The 21847-nt window shown below is 73.4% G+C and carries 19 protein-coding genes; 7 read left to right on the plus strand and 12 right to left on the minus strand.

The genetic code is table 11. The features are described from left to right. On the minus strand, nt 1–1701 hold the full coding sequence (locus E4P41_RS01690; protein ID WP_209307475.1) for an AMP-binding protein: 1701 nt from the start codon (nt 1699–1701) through the stop codon (nt 1–3). Further along, nucleotides 1698–2987, minus strand: a complete 1290-nt coding sequence (locus tag E4P41_RS01695) for an NADH:flavin oxidoreductase (RefSeq protein ID WP_135139149.1) — start codon at nt 2985–2987, stop codon at nt 1698–1700. Before E4P41_RS01695 ends, E4P41_RS01690 begins: the two co-directional genes overlap by 4 nt. A gap of 526 nt (nt 2988–3513) precedes the next feature. Between E4P41_RS01695 and E4P41_RS01700 the strand changes: the two genes are divergently transcribed. Then, a complete protein-coding gene (locus E4P41_RS01700; protein ID WP_135139150.1) occupies nt 3514–5163 on the plus strand; it encodes a class I adenylate-forming enzyme family protein in 1650 nt (549 codons plus the stop codon). A 92-nt stretch (nt 5164–5255) separates the two neighbouring features. Here E4P41_RS01700 and E4P41_RS01705 read toward each other — a convergent pair whose 3' ends face one another. The 4 genes from E4P41_RS01705 to E4P41_RS01720 are packed head-to-tail and all read right to left on the minus strand — an operon-like array spanning nt 5256 to nt 10138. Beyond that, nucleotides 5256–5882 (minus strand): PaaI family thioesterase, encoded by a 627-nt coding sequence (locus tag E4P41_RS01705; protein WP_245177045.1) that lies wholly within the window; start codon nt 5880–5882, stop codon nt 5256–5258. After that, nucleotides 5879–6748, minus strand: coding sequence for a MaoC/PaaZ C-terminal domain-containing protein (locus tag E4P41_RS01710; RefSeq protein ID WP_135139151.1), 870 nt, complete (start codon nt 6746–6748; stop codon nt 5879–5881). The genes E4P41_RS01705 and E4P41_RS01710 overlap by 4 nt, the downstream gene beginning before the upstream one ends. Before the next feature lie 14 nt (nt 6749–6762). Beyond that, nucleotides 6763–8958: an acyl-CoA dehydrogenase gene (locus tag E4P41_RS01715; protein WP_135139152.1), complete on the minus strand. Its 2196-nt coding sequence runs from the start codon at nt 8956–8958 to the stop codon at nt 6763–6765. A 4-nt stretch (nt 8959–8962) separates the two neighbouring features. Continuing rightward, a complete protein-coding gene (locus E4P41_RS01720; RefSeq protein WP_245177046.1) occupies nt 8963–10138 on the minus strand; it encodes a steroid 3-ketoacyl-CoA thiolase in 1176 nt (391 codons plus the stop codon). A 291-nt stretch (nt 10139–10429) separates the two neighbouring features. Between E4P41_RS01720 and E4P41_RS01725 the strand changes: the two genes are divergently transcribed. Further along, on the plus strand, nt 10430–11362 hold the full coding sequence (locus E4P41_RS01725; RefSeq protein ID WP_135139153.1) for a 3-oxoacyl-ACP reductase: 933 nt from the start codon (nt 10430–10432) through the stop codon (nt 11360–11362). Nucleotides 11363–11420: 58 nt separating this feature from the next. Here E4P41_RS01725 and E4P41_RS01730 read toward each other — a convergent pair whose 3' ends face one another. The 3 genes from E4P41_RS01730 to E4P41_RS01740 are packed head-to-tail and all read right to left on the minus strand — an operon-like array spanning nt 11421 to nt 13657. After that, a complete protein-coding gene (locus E4P41_RS01730; protein ID WP_135139154.1) occupies nt 11421–12194 on the minus strand; it encodes an SDR family oxidoreductase in 774 nt (257 codons plus the stop codon). Nucleotides 12195–12204: 10 nt separating this feature from the next. Next, nucleotides 12205–12954 (minus strand): SDR family oxidoreductase, encoded by a 750-nt coding sequence (locus E4P41_RS01735; protein ID WP_135139155.1) that lies wholly within the window; start codon nt 12952–12954, stop codon nt 12205–12207. A 34-nt stretch (nt 12955–12988) separates the two neighbouring features. Then, complete coding sequence (locus E4P41_RS01740; protein ID WP_135139156.1) at nt 12989–13657, minus strand: TetR family transcriptional regulator; 669 nt, start codon at nt 13655–13657, stop codon at nt 12989–12991. Between the two features lie 157 nt (nt 13658–13814). Between E4P41_RS01740 and E4P41_RS01745 the strand changes: the two genes are divergently transcribed. Continuing rightward, nucleotides 13815–15383, plus strand: coding sequence for an FAD-dependent oxidoreductase (locus E4P41_RS01745; RefSeq protein WP_135139157.1), 1569 nt, complete (start codon nt 13815–13817; stop codon nt 15381–15383). 58 nt (nt 15384–15441) lie between these two features. On the opposite strand, the gene hsaA is transcribed toward E4P41_RS01745, so the two are convergent. Then, entirely contained in the window at nt 15442–16608 is a 1167-nt protein-coding gene (hsaA, locus tag E4P41_RS01750) for a 3-hydroxy-9,10-secoandrosta-1,3,5(10)-triene-9,17-dione monooxygenase oxygenase subunit (protein WP_135139158.1), read from the minus strand. A 167-nt stretch (nt 16609–16775) separates the two neighbouring features. Here hsaA and E4P41_RS01755 point away from each other — a divergent pair, with 167 nt between their 5' ends. Genes E4P41_RS01755 through E4P41_RS01765 form a run of 3 tightly spaced genes read left to right on the plus strand, consistent with a single transcriptional unit; the run spans nt 16776 to nt 19043 of the window. Then, nucleotides 16776–17939: a Rieske 2Fe-2S domain-containing protein gene (locus E4P41_RS01755; protein WP_135139159.1), complete on the plus strand. Its 1164-nt coding sequence runs from the start codon at nt 16776–16778 to the stop codon at nt 17937–17939. Beyond that, nucleotides 17939–18214: a hypothetical protein gene (locus E4P41_RS01760; protein WP_209307477.1), complete on the plus strand. Its 276-nt coding sequence runs from the start codon at nt 17939–17941 to the stop codon at nt 18212–18214. Before E4P41_RS01755 ends, E4P41_RS01760 begins: the two co-directional genes overlap by 1 nt. Nucleotides 18215–18254: 40 nt before the next feature. Beyond that, nucleotides 18255–19043, plus strand: coding sequence for an SDR family NAD(P)-dependent oxidoreductase (locus E4P41_RS01765; protein ID WP_209307478.1), 789 nt, complete (start codon nt 18255–18257; stop codon nt 19041–19043). Here E4P41_RS01765 and E4P41_RS01770 read toward each other — a convergent pair. After that, nucleotides 19000–19971: a LysR family transcriptional regulator gene (locus tag E4P41_RS01770; RefSeq protein ID WP_135139161.1), complete on the minus strand. Its 972-nt coding sequence runs from the start codon at nt 19969–19971 to the stop codon at nt 19000–19002. The genes E4P41_RS01765 and E4P41_RS01770 overlap by 44 nt on opposite strands. 70 nt (nt 19972–20041) lie before the next feature. Between E4P41_RS01770 and E4P41_RS01775 the strand changes: the two genes are divergently transcribed. Next, a complete protein-coding gene (locus E4P41_RS01775; protein ID WP_135139162.1) occupies nt 20042–21073 on the plus strand; it encodes a putative sulfate exporter family transporter in 1032 nt (343 codons plus the stop codon). A gap of 11 nt (nt 21074–21084) precedes the next feature. On the opposite strand, the gene E4P41_RS01780 is transcribed toward E4P41_RS01775, so the two are convergent. Then, nucleotides 21085–21834 carry an SDR family oxidoreductase gene (locus E4P41_RS01780; RefSeq protein ID WP_209307479.1) on the minus strand — a complete coding sequence of 250 codons (750 nt, stop codon included), beginning with the start codon at nt 21832–21834 and terminating at the stop codon, nt 21085–21087. Between the last annotated feature and the right edge of the window lie 13 nt (nt 21835–21847).

A 21847-nucleotide genomic window follows, 5' to 3' on the forward strand; every position in this document is an offset into this window, starting at 1 on the left:
TCAGGGCAGGAAGCGCAGCCGCCCGGCGGCGACGAACTCCTGACGCAGCGCGGCCTTGTCGTCGTCGGTCATCAGCTCGTAGGACGGGGTGCCACGGCCCGCCCAGTGGTGGACCGGATCGGTGGTCCGCCAGCCGTCGGCCTGCATCTCCTTCTTCCGCAGCTTCCCCGAGCCCGTCGTGGGCAGCGCGGGCGAGATGCGGACGAAACGGGGGGCGCCCTTGGTGCCGAGGTCCTCCTGCTGCGCGAGGAAGGCGGGCAGGTCCAGGTCGTCGAACGCGGTGCCGTCGGCCACCTCGATCGCGGCCATGACCTGGTCGCCGGAGCGCGGGTCGGGGACGGCGAACACACCGGCGGCGAGCACCTTCGGGTGCCGCCGCAGGATCCGCTCGGTGAGCAGCGCGGAGATGTTCTCGCTGTCGACCCGGATCCAGTCGCCGGAGCGGCCGGCGAAGTAGAGGTAGCCGCTCTCGTCGACGTAGCCGAGGTCGCCGGTCCAGTACCAGCCGTGCCGGACCCGTTCGGCGTCGGCGGCGGGGTTCTTCCAGTAGCCCTCGAAGGCGGCGGCCCCGGTGGTGTTCACCAGCTCGCCGATCGCCTCCTCGGCGTTGAGGACCCGGCCGTGCCGGTCGGTGCGCGCCGGCGGGCAGACCCCACGGGTCTCCGGGTCGACCACCCGCACGCCATCGTGGGCCGGACGGCCGAGCGCCGCCGCCGGTCCCTCCGGCGCCAGCTGGATCATCCCGGCGCCCTCGCTGGAGCCGTATGCCTCGAAGAGCGTGGCGCCGAACCGGCGCTTGAACTCCGCCTGGTCCTCGGGCGAGGCCTCGGTGCCGAAGCCGTGGGTGAGCGAGTTGTCGGCATCGTCGTCCCGCTCGGGGGTCGCCAGGACATAACCGATCGCCTTGCCCACGTAGGTGAAGAACGTGGCGCCGTGGTGCCGGACGTCGGGCAGGAACCCCGACGCGGAGAACTTCGGCGTCAGCGCGATGCAGGCGCCGGCCGCGAGCGACGGCGCCCACAGCCCCATGAGCGCGTTGCCGTGGAACAGCGGCATGCAGCAGTAGCTGACGTCGTCGGCGTCGACGTCGTACTTCGCGGCGTTGCTCCGCCCCAGCCGTACCAGGCGCGCCTGCGAGCAGCGGGCCGCCTTGGAGGCGCCGGTCGTGCCGGAGGTGAACAGCAGCAGCATCTGGGTCTGCGGGCTGATGGTCAGGTCGCGCACCGACTCCGGGTCGACGGCGGCCAGCCGCTCGGCGTAGGCCGGATCGTCCACCACGAGGTAGCGGTCGGGATCGACCCCCACGTCGAGCCCGTCGAGCAGGGCCAGACCGGCGCGGTCGGTGACGATGAGCTGACACTCGGTGTGCCGCACCTCGGCCTCGAGGTACTCGCCGCGGCGGGTGGAGTTGATGCCCACGACGGTGGCGCCGGCCAGCGCGGCGCCGCCGAGCCAGAACACGTACTCGGGCACGTTGTCCAGCAGCACGCCGACGTGGAAGGGGCCGTCGATGCGCAGCTCCCGGGCCAGCGCCGACCGTGCGGCGCTCTCCCGCACGACCTCGTCCCACGTCCACACCCGCTCGCGGGTGCGCAGCCCCGGGCGGGTGTCGCCCACACGTGCCAGCAGCAGGTCGGCGATGGTGTCCGCGGACGCCGCGACCGGCGGTGCATCGGCCACGACCGGAGCAGCCCCGTTCACGCGCTGACCTCCACCGCCGATGCCGCCTCGCCGGCTGGAGTGGCGGCGGGGGCGGCCGGCGTCGCCGCGGCGTCGGCGAAGGGGCTGGGATGGCCGGAGTCGACCAGGACGCAGCGGGTGCCGCGGTAGATCGTCGTCATGCACTTGTTGTTGTGGTCGCACAGCGACCGGGTGCGCGGCTCGGCCTGGATGCGGTTAATCAGGTCCGGCTCGCGCAGCAGGGCGCGGCCCATGGCGACGAACTGGAAGCCCTCCGACATCGCCGTGTCCATGATCGCCCGGTCGGTGATGCCGCCGAGCAGGATCATCGGCAGGTCGACGGCTGCCCGGATCTGCTTGGCGTCCTGCAGGAGATAGCCGTCCTGGTAGGGATACGTGCGCAGGACACGGGAGCCGACGAGCTTGACCCCGATCTTCAGGGGCTCGGGCATGACACCGGCGAACTCCCGCAGCGGGGCGTCACCCTTGAACAGGTACATGGGGTTGAGCAGCGAGCTGCCGGCGGTGAGCTCGAGCGCGTCGAGGCTGCCCGACTCCTCCAGCCACCGGGAGACGGGAATGGCCTCGTCCAGCCAGAAGCCGCCGGGCACGCCGTCGTCCATGTTGAGCTTGGCCAGGATCCCGACGCGGTCGCCGACCGCATCGCGGACCGCGCGCATGATCTCCAGCGAGAGCCGGGCCCGGTTGGCCAGGCTGCCGCCGTACTCGTCGTCGCGGTGGTTGAGCCGCGGGCTCAGGAAGGAGCTGGGCAGGTAGTTGTGCCCGAGGTGCACCTCGATCGCGTCGAAGCCGGCGTCGGCCGCCATCCGCGCCGACTCCCCGAACTCCCGCACGATGCGCCGCAGGTCGTTCCGTGTTGCCGCCTTGGCGAAGCTCAGGGTCGTCTTGTGGAAGTGCCGGCTCGGCGCGAGCGCCGGGAGGCCGGTGGCCTTCGGGTTCCCCACCGCGCCGGCGTGGCCGATCTGCACCGACACCGCCGCGCCCTCGGCGTGCACCGCGTCGGTGAGCCTGCGCAGGCCGGGCAGGGCGTCGGGGCGCCACACGATCTGCCCCTTGGCCTGGCACCCCTCGGGCGCCACGGCGCAGAACGAGAGAGTGGTCATGCCCACGCCACCGCGCGCGACCTGGACGTGGAAGTCGACCAGCTTGTCGGTGACCTGCCCGTCACGGCTGAGGCCCTCGAACGTGGCCGCCTTGATGGTGCGGTTCCGCAGCGTCACCGGGCCGAGCGTGGCGGGGGCGAAGACGTCCGGGGTCTCCGCTCGCGGAAGAGGGGTGACGGTCACGGGCGGTACCTCCACGGGATGTCGGCGAACCGGTCGGCGGTGCGGCCGGGACGGCGGACCGGCTCGGCGCGGCGAGGCTAACGACGGCCGCGCCGGCGTCCCGGCGACGATCCCGCTGATCGGGAGGCGCCCGCCCCGCCGGGCGCACGACGGGGCCCGGCCCAGCCGCGCGCCCGCCGACGGCCCGTCTCCGGCCGGTGCGCCCGCCCGCGGCGTTCGGCTGGGTCTGCGGCGCTGACCAGGGCCGACGGGGCCCGTCACACCAGGGCGCCCACTCAGCGGGACCGGGTCGGTCGGTGAGCTGCCTCGCTCGTGGCGGTGACCGAGGCCGGAAGCGGGCTGTTCGACCTCGACTACGCCGGCACCCTGCCCGACGTCGGCGAGGATTCGCCGTTCACGTTCACGCACGACCTCAGCGCGTCAGGTCCCTGTCCCGGTGATCGGGACGCAGCCTCGGGTCACCGCAGCCGGGACCAGAATGACGCGTCGTACGTGCTGGCCCACAGGTTCGACCCCCGGAGCGACGATGACGACCTCGACCGATCCCCAGGCCGCCGCGCTCGCGGTGATGTCCGGCCTCACCGGCCCCGGCGGGCCGTTCGAGCTCACCCGTGAGGAGGTGCTCGGGGCCCCCGTGACCGTGTTCGCGAATCGGGCACGGTCTCTGGGTGAGCTGCTCAGCGCCTCGGTGCAGCACGGGGACCGGGACTACCTCGTCACCGCCGACCGGCGGATCTCCTTCGCCGAGCACGCCCGGCAGGTGGCCTCGCTGGCTCGCGTGCTGCGGGAGGAGCACGGGGTGCGCCCGGGCGACCGGGTCGGCGTGCTGGCCGCCAACAGCCCGGAGTGGGTGGTCACGTTCTGGGCCACGGTGTCGCTGGGCGCGGTCGCGGTCGGCTACAACTCGTGGTGGTCGGCCGCGGAGGTCGAGTACGGCCTGGCGCACACCACGCCGAAGGTGCTCGTGGCCGACGCGAAGCGGCGCACGCTGCTGCCGGCCGGCGTGCCCGGCGTCGCCGTGCTGAGCACCGAGGAGGACCTGCCCCGTCTGGTCGTGCAGCACCCGGACGAGCCGCTCGCGCCGGTCGACGTGACGGAGGACGAGCCGGCCATCGTCCTCTACACCAGCGGTACCTCGGGCCGGCCGAAGGGCGCGGTGCACTCCCACCGCAACGTGACGTCGGTCGTCGAGTACCACCGGATGAACGACGCATTCGCCACGGCCTTCGGCGATCCGACCGACCCGCGCGACAAGCGCTACCTGCTCTGCCTGCCGCTGTTCCACATCGCGAGCCTGCACAACCTGGCGATCCCGCGGCTGGCCACCGGCAGCACGGCCGTCATCCACCAGGGCGCCTTCGACGTCGACCGGGTGCTGCGGCTGATCGAGCAGGAACGGGTCACGCACTGGGGCGCGGTGCCGACCATGGCCTACCGGCTGCTGCAGCACGGCGACCTGTCGGACTACGACCTCTCCTCGCTCACCGCGTTCGCGCTGGCCTCGGCCCCCTCCTCGCCGGAGTTCAAGGCGCGGCTGCAAGAGGCGCTGCCGGTGGCCAAGCGGGCGCTGGCCGACAGCTACGGGCTCACCGAGTCCTGCACGGCGCTCACCGTCGCCACCCCCATGGACCTCGCGGAGACGCCGGGCACGCTCGGCCGGCCGATCGCCACCGTCGAGCTGGAGATCCGCGACGAGGCCAACCAGCCGCTGCCGGAGGGCGAGGAAGGCGAGATCTGCGTTCGCAGCCCCTACAACATGCTCGGCTACTGGAACGACGACGAGGCGACGGCCCGGGCGATCGACCCCGACCGCTGGATGCACACCGGCGACATCGGACAGATCGACCAGGGGCGGGTACGGCTGACCACCCGCCGGTCGGACCTCATCATCCGCGGCGGCGAGAACGTCTACCCCGCCGAGGTCGAAGGCGCACTCATGGAGCACCCCGCCGTCCTGGAGGCGGTCGTCCTCGGCCAAACCTCCGACGAGCTGGGTCAGGAGGTGGCGGCCGTCGTGGTGGTGGAGCCGGGCGCGGCGGTCACCGACGCCGACCTGGGCGCGTGGTTGGGCGACCGGCTCGCTTACTTCAAGATCCCGACCCGCTGGCGCTTCACGTCCGAGGCTCTGCCGCGCAACGCGACCGGCAAGGTGATGCGCACCCGCGTCGGGCTCTGACCCACTGACGACGGCGCCCGCCGGTTCCCGAGAGGGGAGCCGGCGGGCGCCGTCGTCAAGGCCTCAGTCGCCGCAGCCCGTGCGAGGCAGGGTCAGCGGGGCCGGGACAGGTGCTTGGCGATGAACAGCCCGTCCGCACTGACGCACAGTCGGCCACCGGCACTGATGGTGCCGAAGGAGCGGATCTTCCGCCCGTCGACGGAGACCTGGCGACCGGTCACGGTCAGTGGCTCGAACAGCGGCGTGGGCTGGTGGTAGCGGATGGTCAGCTCGGCGGTCATGCCCGACGGACCGGCCCAGTGGTTGGCGACGCCCAGGGTGTGGTCGAGCAGCAGCGCGGAGATGCCGCCGTGCACGAAGCCGGGCGGCCCCTGGTAAGGCATGCCGAGCGTGGCCGTGCCCTCGATCGCACCGTCCTCCCGCCCGGCGAGCGGCAGCGGCGGCGCGATCGCGTTCTCCGGCCCGGTGACCGGGTCGTGCCGGGTGACGCCCTCGCCCGCCCACATGTCCACCATCCGGGCTTCGCGCGGCGGTGCGTGGTCCTCGACGTGGTCGGCAACGGCGTTGAGCCGATCGGCGACCTCGGCCATCTCCGCGGCCGTGCTGTCCCCGGCGTGCAGGAGCGCGGCGATGACCCGACGCGCGGCGGCGACCGCAGCATCCACGCCTTGGTTGTTGGCCGTCGCGGTCAACGGCGGCCGTTCGGGAGCGGTGGTCACCGGACCACCGCCCGGCCGTGGGTGAGCACGGGACCGCCGTCTCGTTCAGGGCACACCGCGGTGAGCAGCAGCGCGTCGCCGTCGCGCCAGACGCTGGTGCTGATGGTCTGGCCGGGGTGGAGGGAGCCGGCGAAGCGCACCGACAGGGACACCAGCCGGCCGGCGTCGCCGTCGAGCAGGCCGTCGACGATCGCCTTGGCGACCAACCCGTAGGTGGCCAGTCCGTGCAGGATGGGTCGCTCGAAGCCGGCCATCGCCGCGAACTCCGGGTCGGCGTGCAGCGGGTTGAGGTCCCCGTTGAGCCGGTAGAGCAGCGCGGTCTGCGGCGTGGTCGGTGACCGGAGCACGGCGTCGGGCTCCCGCTCGGGCGCCGACCATGGGGCGTCCGGGCCGGGTTCGCCGCCGAAGCCGCCTTCGCCCCGGGCCCAGATCTGCATGGTCGTCGTCCACAGCGGGGTGCCGTCGCCGTCGGTGGCCGCCTGCTCCATCTCGACGACGGCGGCCTTGCCCTTGTCCCAGACGTTGGCCACCCGCGAGGAGACCTGCGCCGCACCGGACGCGGGCAGCGGCCGGTGCACGGTCAGCGACTGACCGGCGTGCAGGATGCGGCGGAGGTCGATGTCGATACCCGGCATGGACATCGGCAGGGCCTCCCGATCGCCGTCGGAGACCCCCTGCCCGGCCACCATGGCGAACGTGGGCAGCACCTGGAGGTCCCGCTCGAAGGTGTACCGGAGCTCCGGGTCCGAGTCGGCGTGCGCGCCCGCACCGAGGCTTAGGTGGTACAACAGCACGTCACGCCGGGTCCAGGTGACGTCACGGACGGTCGGCTCGGCCGACAGCGCCTTGTCCAGATCGATCGGCATGCTGGGCAGTCCTCTCAGGCCCGGGGGGCGGACGGTTCCGGATCGCGCGGCAGCCCGAGCAGCCGCTCGCCGATGATGTTCAGCTGCACGTCGGTGGTTCCACCCGCGATCGACATGCAGCGGGAGTTCAGGAACCACCACATCGGATCCCCGTGCACCGGTGCGCCGTGCAGGGCGGCCGGGCCCAGCCAGTCGACGGCGGTCTCCCACACCTCCTGGATGTGCTCGACGCCGATCAGCTTGCCGATGCTCGACTCCGCGCCGGGCTGCTGGCCGCTGAGGGAGCGGATCGTCGTCCGCAGACCGAACAGCGCACCGGACTGGGCGTCGCAGATCACGCTGCCCAGATGGCTCAGCTGCTCGGCGTCCGGCCCGCCCGGCATGGCCTCCGCCAGCCGCACCAGCGCCTCTCCCCCGCTGCCCAGCGAGGAGTCGCGCGACAACGACACCCGTTCGTTGGCCAACGTCGTGCGGGCCAGCTTCCAGCCGTCCCCGGGCTCCCCCACCAGCATCTCGTCGGGGACGAGGACGTCGTCGAAGAAGACCTCGTTGAACAGCGCCTCGCCGGTGAGCTCGCGCAGCGGCCGGATGTCGATACCCGGAGTGGACATGTCGAGCAGGAAGTAGGACAGCCCCTTGTGCTTGGGCGCCGACGGGTCGGTGCGGGCGAGCAGGATCCCCCACTGCGCGTCGCGGGCCATCGACGTCCAGACCTTCTGGCCGGTGACCCGCCAACCGCCCTCGACCTTCTCCGCGCGGGTGGACAGCGCGGCAAGGTCGGAGCCGGCGCCCGGCTCGCTGAACAGCTGGCACCAGAGGATCTCGCCGCGCAGCGACGGCGGGAGGAAGCGCTCCTGCTGCTCGCGGCTGCCGTGGGCGATGATCGTGGGCACCACCCAGTTGCCGATGATCATGTCCGTCGGGCGCAGCCCCGCCGCCCGCAGCTCCTCGGCGATGACCAGCTGGGCCACCGCGTCGGCGGCCCTGCCCCACGGGGCGGGCAGGTGTGGCGCGGTGTACCCGCGGTCGGCCAGGTAGGCGGCCCGCTCGGTGCCCTCGAGCGCGGCGGCGTCCGTCAGCTCCGCCCGGACGCCGGCCCGCACCTGCTCCGCCTCGAGCGGCAGCTCGACGGAGAGCTCGCGGCGCGCGCCGGCCAGGGTGAGCTCCGCGACCCGCTGCCGCCAGGACGCGGTGGACCCCAGCAGCAGCCGGAGGGTCTGGGCGCGCCGCAGGTAGAGGCCGGCGTCGTGTTCCCAGGTGAAGCCGATGCCGCCGAGGGTCTGGATGCAGTCCTTGGCGTCGGCGAACGCCGCCTCGACGCTCGTGGCACCGGCGACGGCCGCGGCCAGCCGCGCCTCGCCCGGGTCGCTGCCCGGCTCGGCGGCGCGGGCGGCGTCCCAGGCGCACACCCGGGCCTGCTCGGCCCGGGCCAGCATGCGGGCCACCCGGTGCTTGACGCCCTGGAACTGGCCGATCGGGCGGCCGAACTGCTGGCGCACCCGGGCGTAGTCGGCCGATGTCGCGGTCGTCCAGTCCGCCAGGCCCGAGGCCTCGGCGGCGAACAACGCGGCGGCCAGGTCCACCGGCAGCCGCGCATCCAGGCCGAGCACCGCTTCCGTGGGAACGGCGACGTCGTCGGCCCGGACGGTGGCGAGCCGGCGGGTGAGGTCGTGGCTGGGCAGCTCGGTGACCTCGATGCACTCCCGTGGCAGGACCACCCAGGCGATCGCGCCACCGTCCCGGACCGCCAGGACGAGGACGTCGGCCAGCGGACCGCCCAGCACCGGCTCGGACACACCCGACAGGCGCAAGGACCCGCCGTCACGGCTGAGGAGCAGCGTGCCGGGGGCGAGGCCGACGGCTCCGCGGAGCTCACCGGAGGCCAGCGACGGAAGGTGCTCGGCCGCCCCGGCGCGGTCGAGCACCGCCGAGGCGAGCACGGTGGGGAGGAACGGGCCGGGCACCATCCCGCGTCCGAGCTCCTCGATGACGACGGCCAGCTCGACCATCCCGTAACCGGCGCCACCGGACGCCTCGGGCAGGTGCAGACCGAGCAGCCCCGCCTCAACCAGGCGTCCCCAGAAGCCGGGCAGCTCCTCGGTCTTGGCGTCGACCGCCGCGCGCACCGCCTCCGGGCCGACGTGCCGGGCAGCAAGGCCGCGGACGGAGTCGCGCAGGTCCCGGTGTTCCTCGCTGAGTCCCAGGGTCACGGCGTCAGATCCGCTCGAGGATGGTGGCGGTCGAGTGGGCGCCGCCGGCACACATGGTGACCAGCGCGGTGCTCTTGTCGGAGCGCTCCAGCTCGTTGACCGCCTGGGTGATCAGCCGCGCGCCGGTGGAGCCGACGGCGTGGCCGAGCGCGATCGCACCGCCGTTGACGTTGACCTTGACCATGTCGGCACCGTGCACCTGCGCCCACGAGAGCACCACCGAGGCGAACGCCTCGTTGATCTCCACCAGGTCGATGTCGTCGAGCTTCATGCCGGCGCGGTCCAGCACGTGTGCGGTCGCCTCGACCGGCCCGTCCAGGTGGTAGTACGGGTCCGAGCCGACCATGCCCGAAGCGATGATCCGGGCCCGCGGCCGCAGCCCGAGGTCGCGCGCCTTCTCCTCGCTCATGAGCAGGACCGCGGCGGCGCCGTCGCTGATCTGGGAGGAGTTCCCGGCGGTGTGGATGCCCTCGGGCAGCACGGGCTTGAGCGACGCGAGCTTCTCCAGGCTCGTCTCGCGCAGGCCCTGGTCGCGGGTGACCACGGCCGTCTCACCGGTCGGCCCCTCCTCACCCATGACCGGCGCGGTCACCGGCACGATCTGGCCGGCGAAGCGGTCCTCCGCCCAGGCGCGGGCGGCGTTGCGCTGCGAGGCCAGGCCCAGGGCGTCGGCCTGCTCACGGGTGATCCCGCGCCTGCCGGCGATCCGCTCGGCGGCGGTGAACTGGTCGGGCATGTCCAGGGTCCAGCTCTCGGGCACGGGGCTGCCGCTGCCCGGCGTGAGCGCGGCGCCGAGGAAGACCCGGCTCATCGCCTCGACGCCGCACCCGATGCCGACGTCGATCGCCCCGGAGGCGATCAGCCCGGCGACCAGGTGCACGGCCTGCTGCGAGGACCCGCAGGCGCAGTCGATGGTCGTGCACGCCGTGCCGTAGGGCAGGCCGGTGTGCAGCCAGGCGTTGCGGGTGACGTTGTTGGACTGCTCGCCCGCCTGGGTCACGCAGCCGCCGATCACCTGCCCGACGGCCGTGGCATCGAGACCGGCGCGCTCGACCAGGGCCTTCTGGGCGAAGCCCAGCAGCTCGGCCGGGTGCAGCCCCGACAGTGCGCCGCGGCGCCGGCCGACGGGGGTGCGGACGGCGTCGACGAGAACGGCCCTGCGCATGTCGTTGGCGGCCATGACGATCTCCTGGGTGCTCGGAGCCCCGGACGGGGCGCGCGACGGGTTCGGCTCGGTCCGCAACCTAGATCGATCCTGCCGGCGGACGCGGAGGTCGTCCCGGCCACCGGAACCCGCGGTCCGGACGTCGTGCCGCTCCACCGGAGCCGGTCCCGGCCAGCGGAACGGCGCCGCCCCGCCTCCGGCCACCGACCTACGCTCCGCCGGCATCCCGCTTCGGCGGGTACCCCCTTCATCCGTCACAGTGCGGGCGGCCGCTCGTGCTGCCGCCCCCGGAACAGGAGCACCCCGGTGAGCGAGAACACAAGCCTCGAGGGGCGCACGGCCGTCGTCACAGGGGCCGGCGCGGGCCTCGGACGAGCCGAGGTGCTGGCCCTGGCCGCGCGCGGCGCGAACGTCGTCGTCAACGACGTCGGCGCCGCCGCGCACGCCGTCGTCGCCGAGGTGGAGGCGCTCGGCCGGAAGGCCGTCGCGGTTCCCGGCGACGTCGGCGACTGGGCGCTCGGCGAGCAGCTCGTGCAGGCCGCCGTCGACACGTTCGGGAGCCTGGACATCGTCGTGAACAACGCCGGGATCACCCGCGACACCATGCTGTTCAACCTGACCGAGCAGCAGTGGGACGACGTCCTCCGCGTCCACCTCAAGGGCCACGCGTCGGTGTCCCGGGCCGCCGCGGTGCACTGGCGATCGGCGTCGAAGGCCGCCGGCGGCCCGGTGTACGGACGGGTGGTCAACACCGCGTCCGAGGCGTTCCTCTTCGGCGCCCCCGGCCAGCCCAACTACTCGGCGGCCAAAGCGGGCATCGTCGCGCTCACCCTGTCCACCGCCCAGGGCCTGTCCCGGTACGGCGTCACGGCCAACGCGATCTGCCCGCGGGCGCGGACCGGCATGACCGACGGCGTCTTCGGCGAGGCGGCGACCGGCGACGGACTGGACATCCTCGCCCCCGAGCGCGTCGGCACCCTGGTCAGCTACCTGGCCTCCCCCGCCGCACGGGAGATCAACGGCCAGGTGTTCGTGGCCTACGGCGACTTCGTGGCGCTGCTGGCCCCGCCGACGGTGGAGCAGAAGTTCACCGCGGCCGACGGCACGTTCAGCGTCGAGGAGCTCGACGACCAGTTGACCGGCTACTTCACCGGCCGCAGCCCGTACCAGACCTTCGCCGCCTACAGCGTGGCCCAGCTGGACACCACCGGCGTCCCTAACCTGGCCGCCGCCCGCTGACCCACCTCGCACGAGAACGGGCCCTGCCGCGGTGCGGCAGGGCCCGTTCTGTCGGGGTTCAGAAGACCGACGGCCCGCGCAGGCTGACCTCGGCGCCGCCGTCGACGTAGAGCACCTGGCCGGTCGTGTGCGAGTTCGCCGGGCTGATCAGCCAGGCCAGCGCCGCCGCGATGTCCTCCGGGCCGGCGTAGCCGTTCAGCGGCATCGGCACGGCCCGGTCCATGACCGCCTTCATCCGCTCGTCGGCGAACAGCGCGGCGCTCATCGGGGTACGCACGACACCGGGGGCCACGCAGTTGATCGGGATGCCGGCGTCGGCCCAGCCGGGCGCGATGCACGTGCGGCGCAGCCACTGCGCCAGCGCCGCCTTGGACGACGGGTACAGCTTCTGCGGCGCGCCCGCCATCACCGCCGCGGAGCGGGCGACCGCGGCCGCCTCGTCGTCGGCCAGGCAGGCGGCGACCACCTCGTCGTCCACCGGCTGGGTGCCCGAGATCGAGCCGACGACGGCGGCGCGCGGCGCAGATGCGGCGGCCAGTGCCGGGCGCAGCCCCTCGGCCAGGGCGGTGACGCCGAAGAAGTTGACGCTGACCAGCAGCGGCGAGGGGGCGTTGACCCCGGCACAGGCGACGAGCCCGTCGAGGAGGCCGGCGCACTGCTCGAGGACTGCAGCGACGGCCCGGTCCCGCCCGTCGGCCGTCCCGAGGTCGGCGCAGACGTCGGCGTCCTTCAGGTCGATCCCGATGACGGTGTCGCCTGCCTCGGTCAATTGCCGGGCGAGGGCCTGCCCGATGCCGGAGGCGACTCCGGTGACGGCGATGCGGCGGGACATGTCTCTCCTGTCAGATGTGCGAGCCGCCGTCGACCCGCAGGTCCACGCCGGTGAGGTAGGAGGCATCGCGGGAGGCCGCGAAGGCGATGGTCGAGGCGATCTGCTCGGGTTTCCCGGTTCCCATCGGGGAGACGATCCGCGCGTAGTAGGCCGGGTCGAGGCCCTCGAACCGCACTGCCGCGGTCAGCGGCGTGGCGGTCGAGCCGGGCGAGACGACCAGGACCCGGACGCCCCTGCCGATCACCTCCGACGCCAGGCTGAGCGAGAAGGCGAGCACCGCGCCCTTGGTGGCCGAGTACGCCGTCATGAACGGGTTGCCGTGGCTGGCCGACGACGACGCGGTGTTGACGATGACCCCGTCCTCGGGCAGGTGCCTGAGCGCCTCGCGGCAGAACAGCGCGGTGCCGACGACGTTGACGTCGAACAGCGTCCGCAGGTCGTCGACGGTGAGCCGCTCGATCGGCGTGGTGCGGTGGATGCCGGCCACGTTGACCAGCACGTCGAGCGCGCCCAGGTCGGCGACCGCAGCGTCGACGGCGGCCACCACGGCCGCCTCGTCGGAGACGTCCGCGACGTGAGCCACGATGTGACCCGCGCCGGACACCGCATCTACGGTGCCGGCCAGACCCGCCTCGTCGGCGTCGACCGCGAACACGTGCGCCCCCTCGGCGACCAGGCGCACGGCCGTCGCCCGGCCGATGCCCGAACCCGCCCCGGTGAGCAGCACCGCGGTGCCGGTGAACCGGTCAGTGATGACCACGCCGTCTCCTCGCGTCGGTGGCGAGGGGCGGACGCTAACCGGCGAGGTCGGCGGGGACCGGCGCCTTCCCGCTCACCGGGAGCTCGGCGTCCGCGCGGGCCGAGCCGCGCCCGGCCAGCAGCAGCCGGCACGCCACCCGCAGGTCGGCCTCGGCGTCCGGCGGCGAGGTGCGGCCGTTGAGCGCCGAGGTCAGCAGGCCGAACCAGCACTGGATGAGCAGCCACACCGCGGTGACGTCCTGCGGGGTGGGGTCGGCCGTCCCGAGCGCCCGCAGCAGCAGTTCGCGGAAGGTGCGGTCGATGCTCCCGGCCTCGGGGACATGGGCGGCGTGTGCGGAGTTCTGCGACTGGATCAGCGCCTGGGCGAGCGTCGGGCGGCGCAGCAGCTGTCGGCCGGCGGTGACCAGCACGTCGTAGACCGCGTCCTCGGGCGTCTGGCCGGGGCGCAGCGGCGGCGTCGAAGCATCCAGGTTGTCGACCTGCTCGGCCATGACGGCGGTGAAGAGGTAGGTCTTTGACGGGAAGTAGCGGTAGAGGGTGCCGATGGCGACCCCGGCGTCCTTGGCCACCTCGTGCATCTGCACGTGGTCCAGGCCCTTCTCGGCAGCGAGGTCGGCCGCGACTCGGAGGATGCGCTTGTGGCGCGCCTTCTGGCTCGGCGAGCTGGGCGCGGCCGCTTCGCGGGCCTCGGCGATCCTGGGCACTGGTCTCTCACGATCGGTCGACGACGTCGAGCAAGGATACTGACCCGTTCCGCTGGCGGCTGCCTCGACCCGTACCGCTGAGCGGGATCGCCGACCCCCGGCAGCGACCAGCGCCGATTGAGTGCCGCCCGACGAGCACAACGAGAAGGGCCCACGAGTGAGCAGCACGGTCGCAGGAACTGTTCCGCAGGTCAGCGAGTTCGACGTCGTCGTCGTGGGGTCCGGGGCCGGTGCGCTCACCGGCGCCTACGTCGCTGCAGCCCGTGACCGGTCGGTCGTCGTCCTGGAGGCCACCGACCGGCTGGGCGGCACCTCGGCCTACTCCGGCGCGGCGTGCTGGCTGCCCGGCACCCAGGTGCAGGAGCGCGCCGGCATCGGCGACTCCACCGAGGCGGCGAGGATCTACCTGCGGGCGCTGATCGGCGAGCAGACCGCCGCCCACCAGGACGCCTTCCTCCAGCACGCGCCGGCGCTGGTCGAGTTCCTCGAACGCGATCCCGCGATCGCCTTCGAATGGCGGCCGTTCCCCGACTACTTCGCCGCACCCGGGCGGATGGACTCCGGGCGTGCGATCAATCCGCTCGACCTGCCGACCGAGGACCTCGGCGAACTGGCCGCGCTGGTGCGCCCGCCGGTCGACCGGGACCGCACCGGCCAGGGGCACTCCGCCGCGGCGCCGCTGAGCCAGGGCCGGGCGCTCATCGGCCGGCTGCTGCTGGCCCTCACCAGGGCGGGCGCGACCGTGCGCACCGGCACGCGGGTCACCGGGCTGCTGACCGACGGCGGCGGGCGGGTGGTCGGCGTCGAGGCACGCACCGCCGAGGGCCCGGTGCGGGTGCGGGCCCGCCGGGGCGTGCTGCTGGCAGCCGGCGGCTTCGAGCGCAACGCCGCGATGCGCGCCGAGCACGGCGTCCCCGGCGACGCTGCCTGGTCGATGGCCCCGGCCGAGTCCGCCGCGGGCGAGCCGATCGCCGCCGCGGTCGCGCTCGGCGCGGCGACCGACCTGCTGGACCAGGCCTGGTTCTGCCCCGGCGTGCTGCACCCGGAAGGTTCGGCGGCCTTCACCCTGGGCTTCCGTGGCGGCCTGGTCGTCGACGGGACCGGGCACCGCTACGCCGACGAGTCGCTGCCCTACGACCGGATGGGGCGGCAGATGGCGGCCGCGCCGGGGCGGGTGCCGTCCTGGCTGGTCTTCGACTCCCGTGCGGGCGGGCAGTTGCCGGCCATCTCCATCCCGCCGCTGCCCCCGGAGGAGCACCTGGCCGCCGGCACCTGGGTGCGCGCGGACACGCTCGCGGAGCTGGCCCGGCAGATCGGCGTTCCCCCGGCGGAGCTCACCGGCACCGTCGAGCGGTTCAACACGTTCGCCGCCACCGGCGTGGACGAGGACTTCTCCCGGGGCGAGGACCCCTACGGCCGGTTCTTCGCTGTCGGCGACGGCCCCAACCCGTGCCTCGTGCCGGTGGACCGTGCGCCGTTCTACGCGGCCCGACTGGTGCTCAGCGACCTCGGCACGAAGGGCGGCCTGTGCACCGACCCGGCCGGCCGCGTCCTTCGCACGGACGGCGCCCCGATCCCCGGCCTGTACGCCGCCGGGAACACCAGCGCCTCCATGGCCGGGCCGGTCTACCCGGGCCCCGGGATCCCGATCGGAACCGCCATGGTGTTCAGCTCCCTCGCCGTGCAGGACATGACGGGCGCGTCCCTCGAGCCGGGGTCGGCATGAGGTGGGCCGGCGGTGCGCCGTGCGGGCCCCGACCGGCTGGCCGGGGCCCGTACGCGGCTCAGATCAGGTTGTCCTCGACGGTCAGGCCGAAGGCGCCCTTGCCGTAGAGGGCCAGGGTCCGCTCGACGTCGTTGGCGACGTGCACGCTGCCGGCGTGCACGTCGCGCCACGCACGTTCGATCGGGTTGCCGCGACGCAGGGAGTTGCCGCCTGCGGTCTTGAAGAGGAGGTCGGCGGCGGCCAGTGCGCGCTCGGTGGCGCGCACCTGGTCACGGCGGGCGCGCAACCGCAGCTCCATCGGGATGCCCTCCCCGGCGACCGCGGCCCGGTACAGCTCGCCGATGTTGCGGTCCATCTGCAGCACCGCGGCGTCGATCTCCGAGGCCACCCGGGCGACGGCGACCTGGGCGAACGCGTCCTCGGCGAAGCGGCCGCCACCCAGGCTCAGCCGCACGCGGTCGCGCATCGTCGTGATGTAGGAGTCGTAGCACCCCTGCACCGCGCCGACCAGCGGCGCGGTCACCGTGGTGGTGAACACCGCACCGAACGGCATCCGGTACAGCGGGCCGGGATTCACCCGCTGCCCGGGACCGCGCAGCTGCGAGTGCTCGTAGTTGCGCAGCACCCGGTGCTCCGGGATGAAGGCGCGCTCGACGGCGATGTCGTTGCTCCCGGTGCCGCGCAGCCCCATCACGTCCCAGACGTCGTGCACCACGTAGTCCGAGCGCGGGACGAGCACGGTGAGGAAGTCGACCGGCCGTCCCTCCTTGCCCACCACGAGCGCCCCCAGCAACGCCCACGAGACGTGGTCGCACCCGGAGGAGAAGCTCCAGCGACCGGAGAGCTCGTAGCCGCCGTCCACCGGGACCAGGCGTCCGACGGGTGCGTAGGAGCTGGAGATCAGGGTGTCCGGGTCGGTGCCCCAGACGTCGTCCTGCGCGCCCTCCGGGAAGAGCGCCAGCTGCCACGGGTGGACGCCGACCACCGAGGTGACCCAGCCGGTGGAGCCGCAGGCCCCGGCGACCGCGCGGACGACCCGGAAGAAGGTCGTGGGATCGGTCTCGGCACCGCCGTGGCGCTTGGGCTGGAGCAACCGGAAGACACCGGCGTCCACCAGTTCGGCCATGGTCTCGTCGGGGACGCGCCGGAGCTCCTCGGCGGCCCGCGCCCGCTCGGCGATACCGGGCAGCAGCGCCTGGACCTTCGTTTCCACCGTGTCGCTCATCCCGGTTCCTCCTCGCCCATCGACCCGTGGCACGACGCCATGGTGCGGCCCCGGTTTCCGTCGACGGCCGGCACGTTCCGATGAGTGAGACGCGGGCCACTGGCCGGGGTGCCACGGACCTAGCGTGCGGCCGAAGCACCGCGTATTCGAGGGGATGGTCGGACCACATGACCGCTGTGCAGGACACCGAGGAGATCCGGCGGATCGAAGCCGAGGCCGCGCCGACCCGGTTCGCCCGGGGCTGGCACTGTCTGGGCCTGAGCAAGGACTACGCCGACGGCACGCCGCACTCCGTCCTGGCGTTCGGGCAGAAGCTCGTCGTCTTCCAGGCCGGTGACGGCTCGATCAACGTGCTCGACGCCTACTGCCGCCACATGGGTGGCGACCTGTCGCAGGGCACGGTGAAGGGCAACGAGGTCGCCTGTCCGTTCCACGACTGGCGCTGGGGCGGGGACGGGAAGTGCAAGCAGATCCCCTACAGCCGCCGGGTGCCGCTCCGGGCGCGGACGGCGGCCTGGCCGACCCTCCAGCAGGACGGGCTGCTCTTCGTCTGGAACGACCCGGAGGGCAACCCGCCGCCCGCCGACGTCACCATCCCGCGGATCGCGGGCGCCGACAGCGACGAGTGGACCGACTGGCGCTGGTACTCAACCGTCGTGAACACCAACTGCCGTGAGGTCATCGACAACATCGTCGACATGGCGCACTTCTTCTACGTGCACGGGTCGTTCCCCACGTACTTCAAGACCATCTTCGAGGGTCCGGTCGCCACGCAGATCCAGAACGGTCTCGGGCGGGAGGACGTCCGCCCGCCGGCCAAGGAGGGACAGCCCAAACTGATCGGCAACACGTCGGTCGCCGCCTATCACGGCCCGTCGTTCATGATCGACGACCTGACGTACCACTACGAGAACATGGAACTCGAGTCGGTCCTCATCAACTGCCACTACCCGATCGACGCCAACAGCTTCGTGCTCCAGTACGGCGTGATCGTCAAGCGCTCGGAGCACCTGCCCGGGGACGCCGCCGAGAAGATGGCCATCGGGACGGGCGACTTCATCCGGACCGGGTTCGAGCAGGACGTGCAGATCTGGAAGAACAAGACCCGGATCGACAACCCGTTGCTGTGCGAGGAGGACGGGCCGGTCTACCAGCTGCGCCGCTGGTACGAGCAGTTCTACGTCGACGTCGCTGACGTCGCGCCGGAGATGGTGGAGCGGTTCGAGTACGAGATGGACACCACCCGGCCCAACGAGGCCTGGCGCCGGGAGGTCGAGGCCAACCTCGCCCGCCGCGCCGCGGCCGCCGCCGATCAGCCGCAGTCGGTCTGATGGCGGTCCGTCCCGACAACCGGCTCCTGGACACCCCGATGCGCGAGGTCACCTGCCAGCGGTGCTCCGCGCGGGTCGAGGTCCGAAAGAGCAGCTGGCAGCAGACGAGCGTGCAGTGGGATGCCGCTGCGGTGGCCGCCTGCGAGGAGCGCAGGACATCGCAGCCACAGCCCGGTCCGAACGGCGACTTCTTCGAGTCCTGCTCGGCGATGCAGGCCTCCATCCAGGAGGCCGCACTGGGCGGCGCCGTCCCCGTGCCCGACGACGGCAACTGACCCACCCCGCTCCCCCCGGCACCCGGAAAGAGGTACGACCGTGACCGACGCTGCCACCTACGGCCCCTGGGCGGTGATCGCGGGCGGGTCCGAGGGGGTGGGTGCGGCCTTCGCCGGCCAGCTCGCCGACGCCGGGATCAACCTCGTCCTCGTCGCCCGCAAGCCGGGCCCGCTGGCCGAGACCGCCGCGGCCGTGCGTGCCAAGGGCGTGCAGGTCCGCACCCTCGAGCTCGACCTGCTCGACCCGGGGGCGCTCAAGGAGTTGCGCCAGGTCACCGACGACGTCGAGGTCGGCCTGTTGATCTTCAACGCCGGCGCCAACAGCTACGGCCACGAGTTCGTGACCGGCGACCTCGACCGCGTGCAGGGCGTCATCGACCTCAACATCACCGCCCAGCTGGCGTTGACCCACCACTACGGCGCGCTGATGAGGGAGCGCGGCCGGGGCGGGATCGTGCTGGTCGGCTCGCTGGCCGGCTACATGGGCACCGCGGACATGAGCATCTACTCGGCGGTCAAGGCGTTCAGCCGGGTGTTCGCCGAGGGGCTGTGGCTCGAGCTGCGCGAGCACGGCGTGCATGTGCTCGAGCTCGTCCTCGGGGTGACCCGGACACCGGCGATGGAGCGGGCCGGGCTGGACTTCTCCATCCCGGGCCTCAACGTGGCCGAGCCGGAGGACGTCGCCCGCGACGGCCTGGAGCACCTGCCCCACGGCCCGGTGTGGATCGCGGGTGGAAACGAGGCGGCCGCCGCCAAGCGCAGCGGCATGGACCGCGCCGAACTGGTCAGCCGGGCGCACGCCCACCACCAGCGCTTGATGGGCCGCTGACCCCACCGGCGGCGCGGGTCAGCCCGGAGCTGCGCTGGGCGATCTGCACCAGATCGCCGGCCAGGCCGGTGAGCTGACGCGGTCCGATCCACACCGCGGTCAACCGCCGCCCCAGATCGACCCCCGCGACCAGCACCCGGTGCAGTTCGCCGGAGGCCAGCGCGGCGTCGACGGCCAGTGCGCTCAGCACCGCCGGCGGCCCCCCGGTCAGCACGCTGAGCCGCACCGCCGCATTGCTGGGAAGGGCCAGCGCCGGGGCCACCGTGGTACCGGCGCCGCCCAGCGCTGCCTCCAGCGCCGTCCGGGTGCCCGAGCCCGCCTCGCGCACCACCAGCGGGGTCGCGGCGAGCTCGGCCGGGGTGACCGGCTCGCGCCGCTGCGCCCACGGATGCTCGGGATGGACCACCACGACGAGTTCGTCACGGCCCACCTCCAGGGAGTGCAGGCCGCCAGGCAGCTCCGGTGACTCCACGAAGCCGATGTCGTAGTTCCCGACTCCGACCCCTGCCGCGACGTCGGCGGAGTTCTGCACGTCCAGGGCGACGCGGACCGCCGGGTGGCGACGCCGGAGCTCGGTGAGCCAGGCGGGAACGAGGTACTCGGCCACGGTCATGCTGGCGGCCACGCTCAGCCCGGGACCGGCGCCGGCCCGCAGCGCGTCGATCCCGGCATCCAGCCGTTCCGCGGCGTCGAGCACCCCGCGGGCCCAGTCGACGACGAGCGCGCCCTCCGCGGTGAGCGTCGATCCCCGCGGGGACCGTCGCAGCAACCGCACCCCGCTCCCCCGCTCGAACCGGGCCACGGCCCGGCTGGCGTTGGGCTGCGCCATGCCGACGGCGCGGGCGCCCGCGCCGAGGCTGCCGTGCTCGGAGATGCCGACCAGCAGCTCGAGCAGGGCCAGGTCGGGCCAGTCCCGCCGTCCGGTCATATCCCGAGCATATGGCCCCATGGCAGCCCGGGGACTACTGCCGCCCGGACACCGGGACCAGCATCAGGGCATGCCCTCCCCCACCCCCGGCGCCGGTCGCCCGGCCCGCGCAGCCCCTCGGCCGGAGCCGAGCGGGTGGGAGGGTGCGCTACCCGGCCTCGCTCTCTGCACGGCCGCAGCGGCCGCGTCCTCCGTGCTGCACCGCGCCGTGCCGTCGGTGAGCGCGCTGCTGATCGCGATCGTGCTCGGCGTCCTCCTCGCCAACGTGGTGCGGCTGCCCGCCGCCGTGCGGCCCGGCCTCGCCGTCTCCGCGAAGCGGCTGCTGCGCCTGGGCGTCGTCCTGCTGGGCCTGCAGCTGCTGCTCAGCGACGTCATCGGCCTGGGCGCCGGGATGCTCGTCGTGGTGGTGGTCATCGTCGTGGGGGGCATCGCGGCCACCCTGCTGGTGGGCCGCCTCCTGGGCGTCAGCCCCGCCCAGCGGCTGTTGATCGCCTGCGGGTTCTCCATCTGCGGCGCCGCGGCCGTAGCCGCCGTCGACGGCGTCGTCGATGCCGAGGAGGAGGACGTCGTCACCGCCGTCGCGCTGGTGGTCGTCTTCGGCACGCTGATGATCCCGCTGGTGCCGCTCTCGGCCGCCGCGCTGGGGCTCCCCGAGCAGGTCGGTGGCCTGTGGGCCGGCGGCGCGATCCACGAGGTGGCCCAGGTGGTCGCGGCCGGCGGCGCGATGGGTACCGGCGCCCTGGCGGCGGCGGTCGTGGTGAAGCTGGCCCGCGTGCTGATGCTCGCCCCGGTGCTGGCGGTGGTCAGCTGGCGGTTGCGCCGGCGGACCGGCGGCGGACGGCGACCGCCGCTGGTGCCGCTGTTCGTCGTCGGCTTCCTGACCATGGTGGTGCTCCGGTCCAGCGGGCTCGTCCCCGAGGCGGTGCTGGGCCTGGCCGAGGCCGCTCAGGTGGGCCTGCTGTCCGCCGCGATGTTCGCCCTTGGCTGCGGCGTCCGGATCAGTGCGCTGCGCACCGTGGGCGCCCGCCCGGTGCTGCTCGCCCTGGTGTCCACGATCGTGGTGGCCGGGCTCGCGCTGGGCGGCATCCTGCTCGTCGCCTGATGGACGACGGGTCAGACGTGCGAGCCGCCGTCCAGCCGGAACTCCGTGCCGTTGAGGTAGGCACCGTCCGCGGACCCGGCGAAGGTGATGGCCGCGGCCAGGTCCTCCGGACGGCCGGGCTGGCCCCACAGCGGATAGGTGCGCCGGTACCAGGACGTGTCGATCCCGGCGTAGGTCTCCTTGTTCGCCGTCAGCGGTGTGGCCACACCGCCCGGCGACACCGGGACCACCCGGATGCGGCGCGGGGCCAGCTCGGCGGAGAGGCTCACCGCGAACGACAGCAGCGCGCCCTTGGAGGCGGCGTAGCCGGTCATGCCCGGGTGCGCCTTGGTCGCCGCGGTGGAGGTCGTCAGGACGATCACGCCGGTGCGGTCGGGGATGTGCGGCAGCAGCTCGCGGCAGAGCGTGACCGGCGCGAGCAGGTTGATCGCCAGCAGCCAGCGGTAGTCGTCGAGGTCGAGGCCGGTCATCGGCGTGGTGCGGAGCGCCCCGGCGACGTTGGCCAGCACATCGACCCGGCCCAGCTCGGCCACGCCCGCAGCGGCTGCGGCGACCACGGCGTCCTCGGTCGAGAGGTCGGCGGTGTGGCAGGTCAGCCTCGCGGGGTCCACAACGAGCTCGCGGGTCGCGGCAAGCCCCTCGGCGTCCCGGTCGACGGCGAAGACCGTCGCCCCCTCGGCCACCAGCCGGACCGCCGCCGCCCGGCCGATCCCGGAGCCGGCGCCCGTGAGGAACACTCGCTTGCCCTCGTAGCGGTTCATCGTCGCCCTCTCT

Origin of the sequence: Geodermatophilus sp. DF01-2 (assembly GCF_004571065.1) — a bacterium.
Lineage (GTDB): Bacteria > Actinomycetota > Actinomycetes > Mycobacteriales > Geodermatophilaceae > Geodermatophilus.

What these genes read in the sequence shown, in the direction of transcription:
- E4P41_RS01700 (WP_135139150.1), top strand. Translation starts at nt 3,514, where the DNA reads ATGACGACCTCGACCGATCCCCAGGCCGCCGCGCTCGCGGTGATGTCC.
- E4P41_RS01710 (WP_135139151.1), bottom strand. Translation starts at nt 6,748, where the DNA reads ATGCCGATCGATCTGGACAAGGCGCTGTCGGCCGAGCCGACCGTCCGT.
- E4P41_RS01720 (WP_245177046.1), bottom strand. Translation starts at nt 10,138, where the DNA reads ATGGCCGCCAACGACATGCGCAGGGCCGTTCTCGTCGACGCCGTCCGC.
- E4P41_RS01730 (WP_135139154.1), bottom strand. Translation starts at nt 12,194, where the DNA reads ATGTCCCGCCGCATCGCCGTCACCGGAGTCGCCTCCGGCATCGGGCAG.
- hsaA (WP_135139158.1), bottom strand. Translation starts at nt 16,608, where the DNA reads ATGAGCGACACGGTGGAAACGAAGGTCCAGGCGCTGCTGCCCGGTATC.
- E4P41_RS01755 (WP_135139159.1), top strand. Translation starts at nt 16,776, where the DNA reads ATGACCGCTGTGCAGGACACCGAGGAGATCCGGCGGATCGAAGCCGAG.
- E4P41_RS01760 (WP_209307477.1), top strand. Translation starts at nt 17,939, where the DNA reads ATGGCGGTCCGTCCCGACAACCGGCTCCTGGACACCCCGATGCGCGAG.
- E4P41_RS01770 (WP_135139161.1), bottom strand. Translation starts at nt 19,971, where the DNA reads ATGACCGGACGGCGGGACTGGCCCGACCTGGCCCTGCTCGAGCTGCTG.
- E4P41_RS01775 (WP_135139162.1), top strand. Translation starts at nt 20,042, where the DNA reads ATGCCCTCCCCCACCCCCGGCGCCGGTCGCCCGGCCCGCGCAGCCCCT.
- E4P41_RS01780 (WP_209307479.1), bottom strand. Translation starts at nt 21,834, where the DNA reads ATGAACCGCTACGAGGGCAAGCGAGTGTTCCTCACGGGCGCCGGCTCC.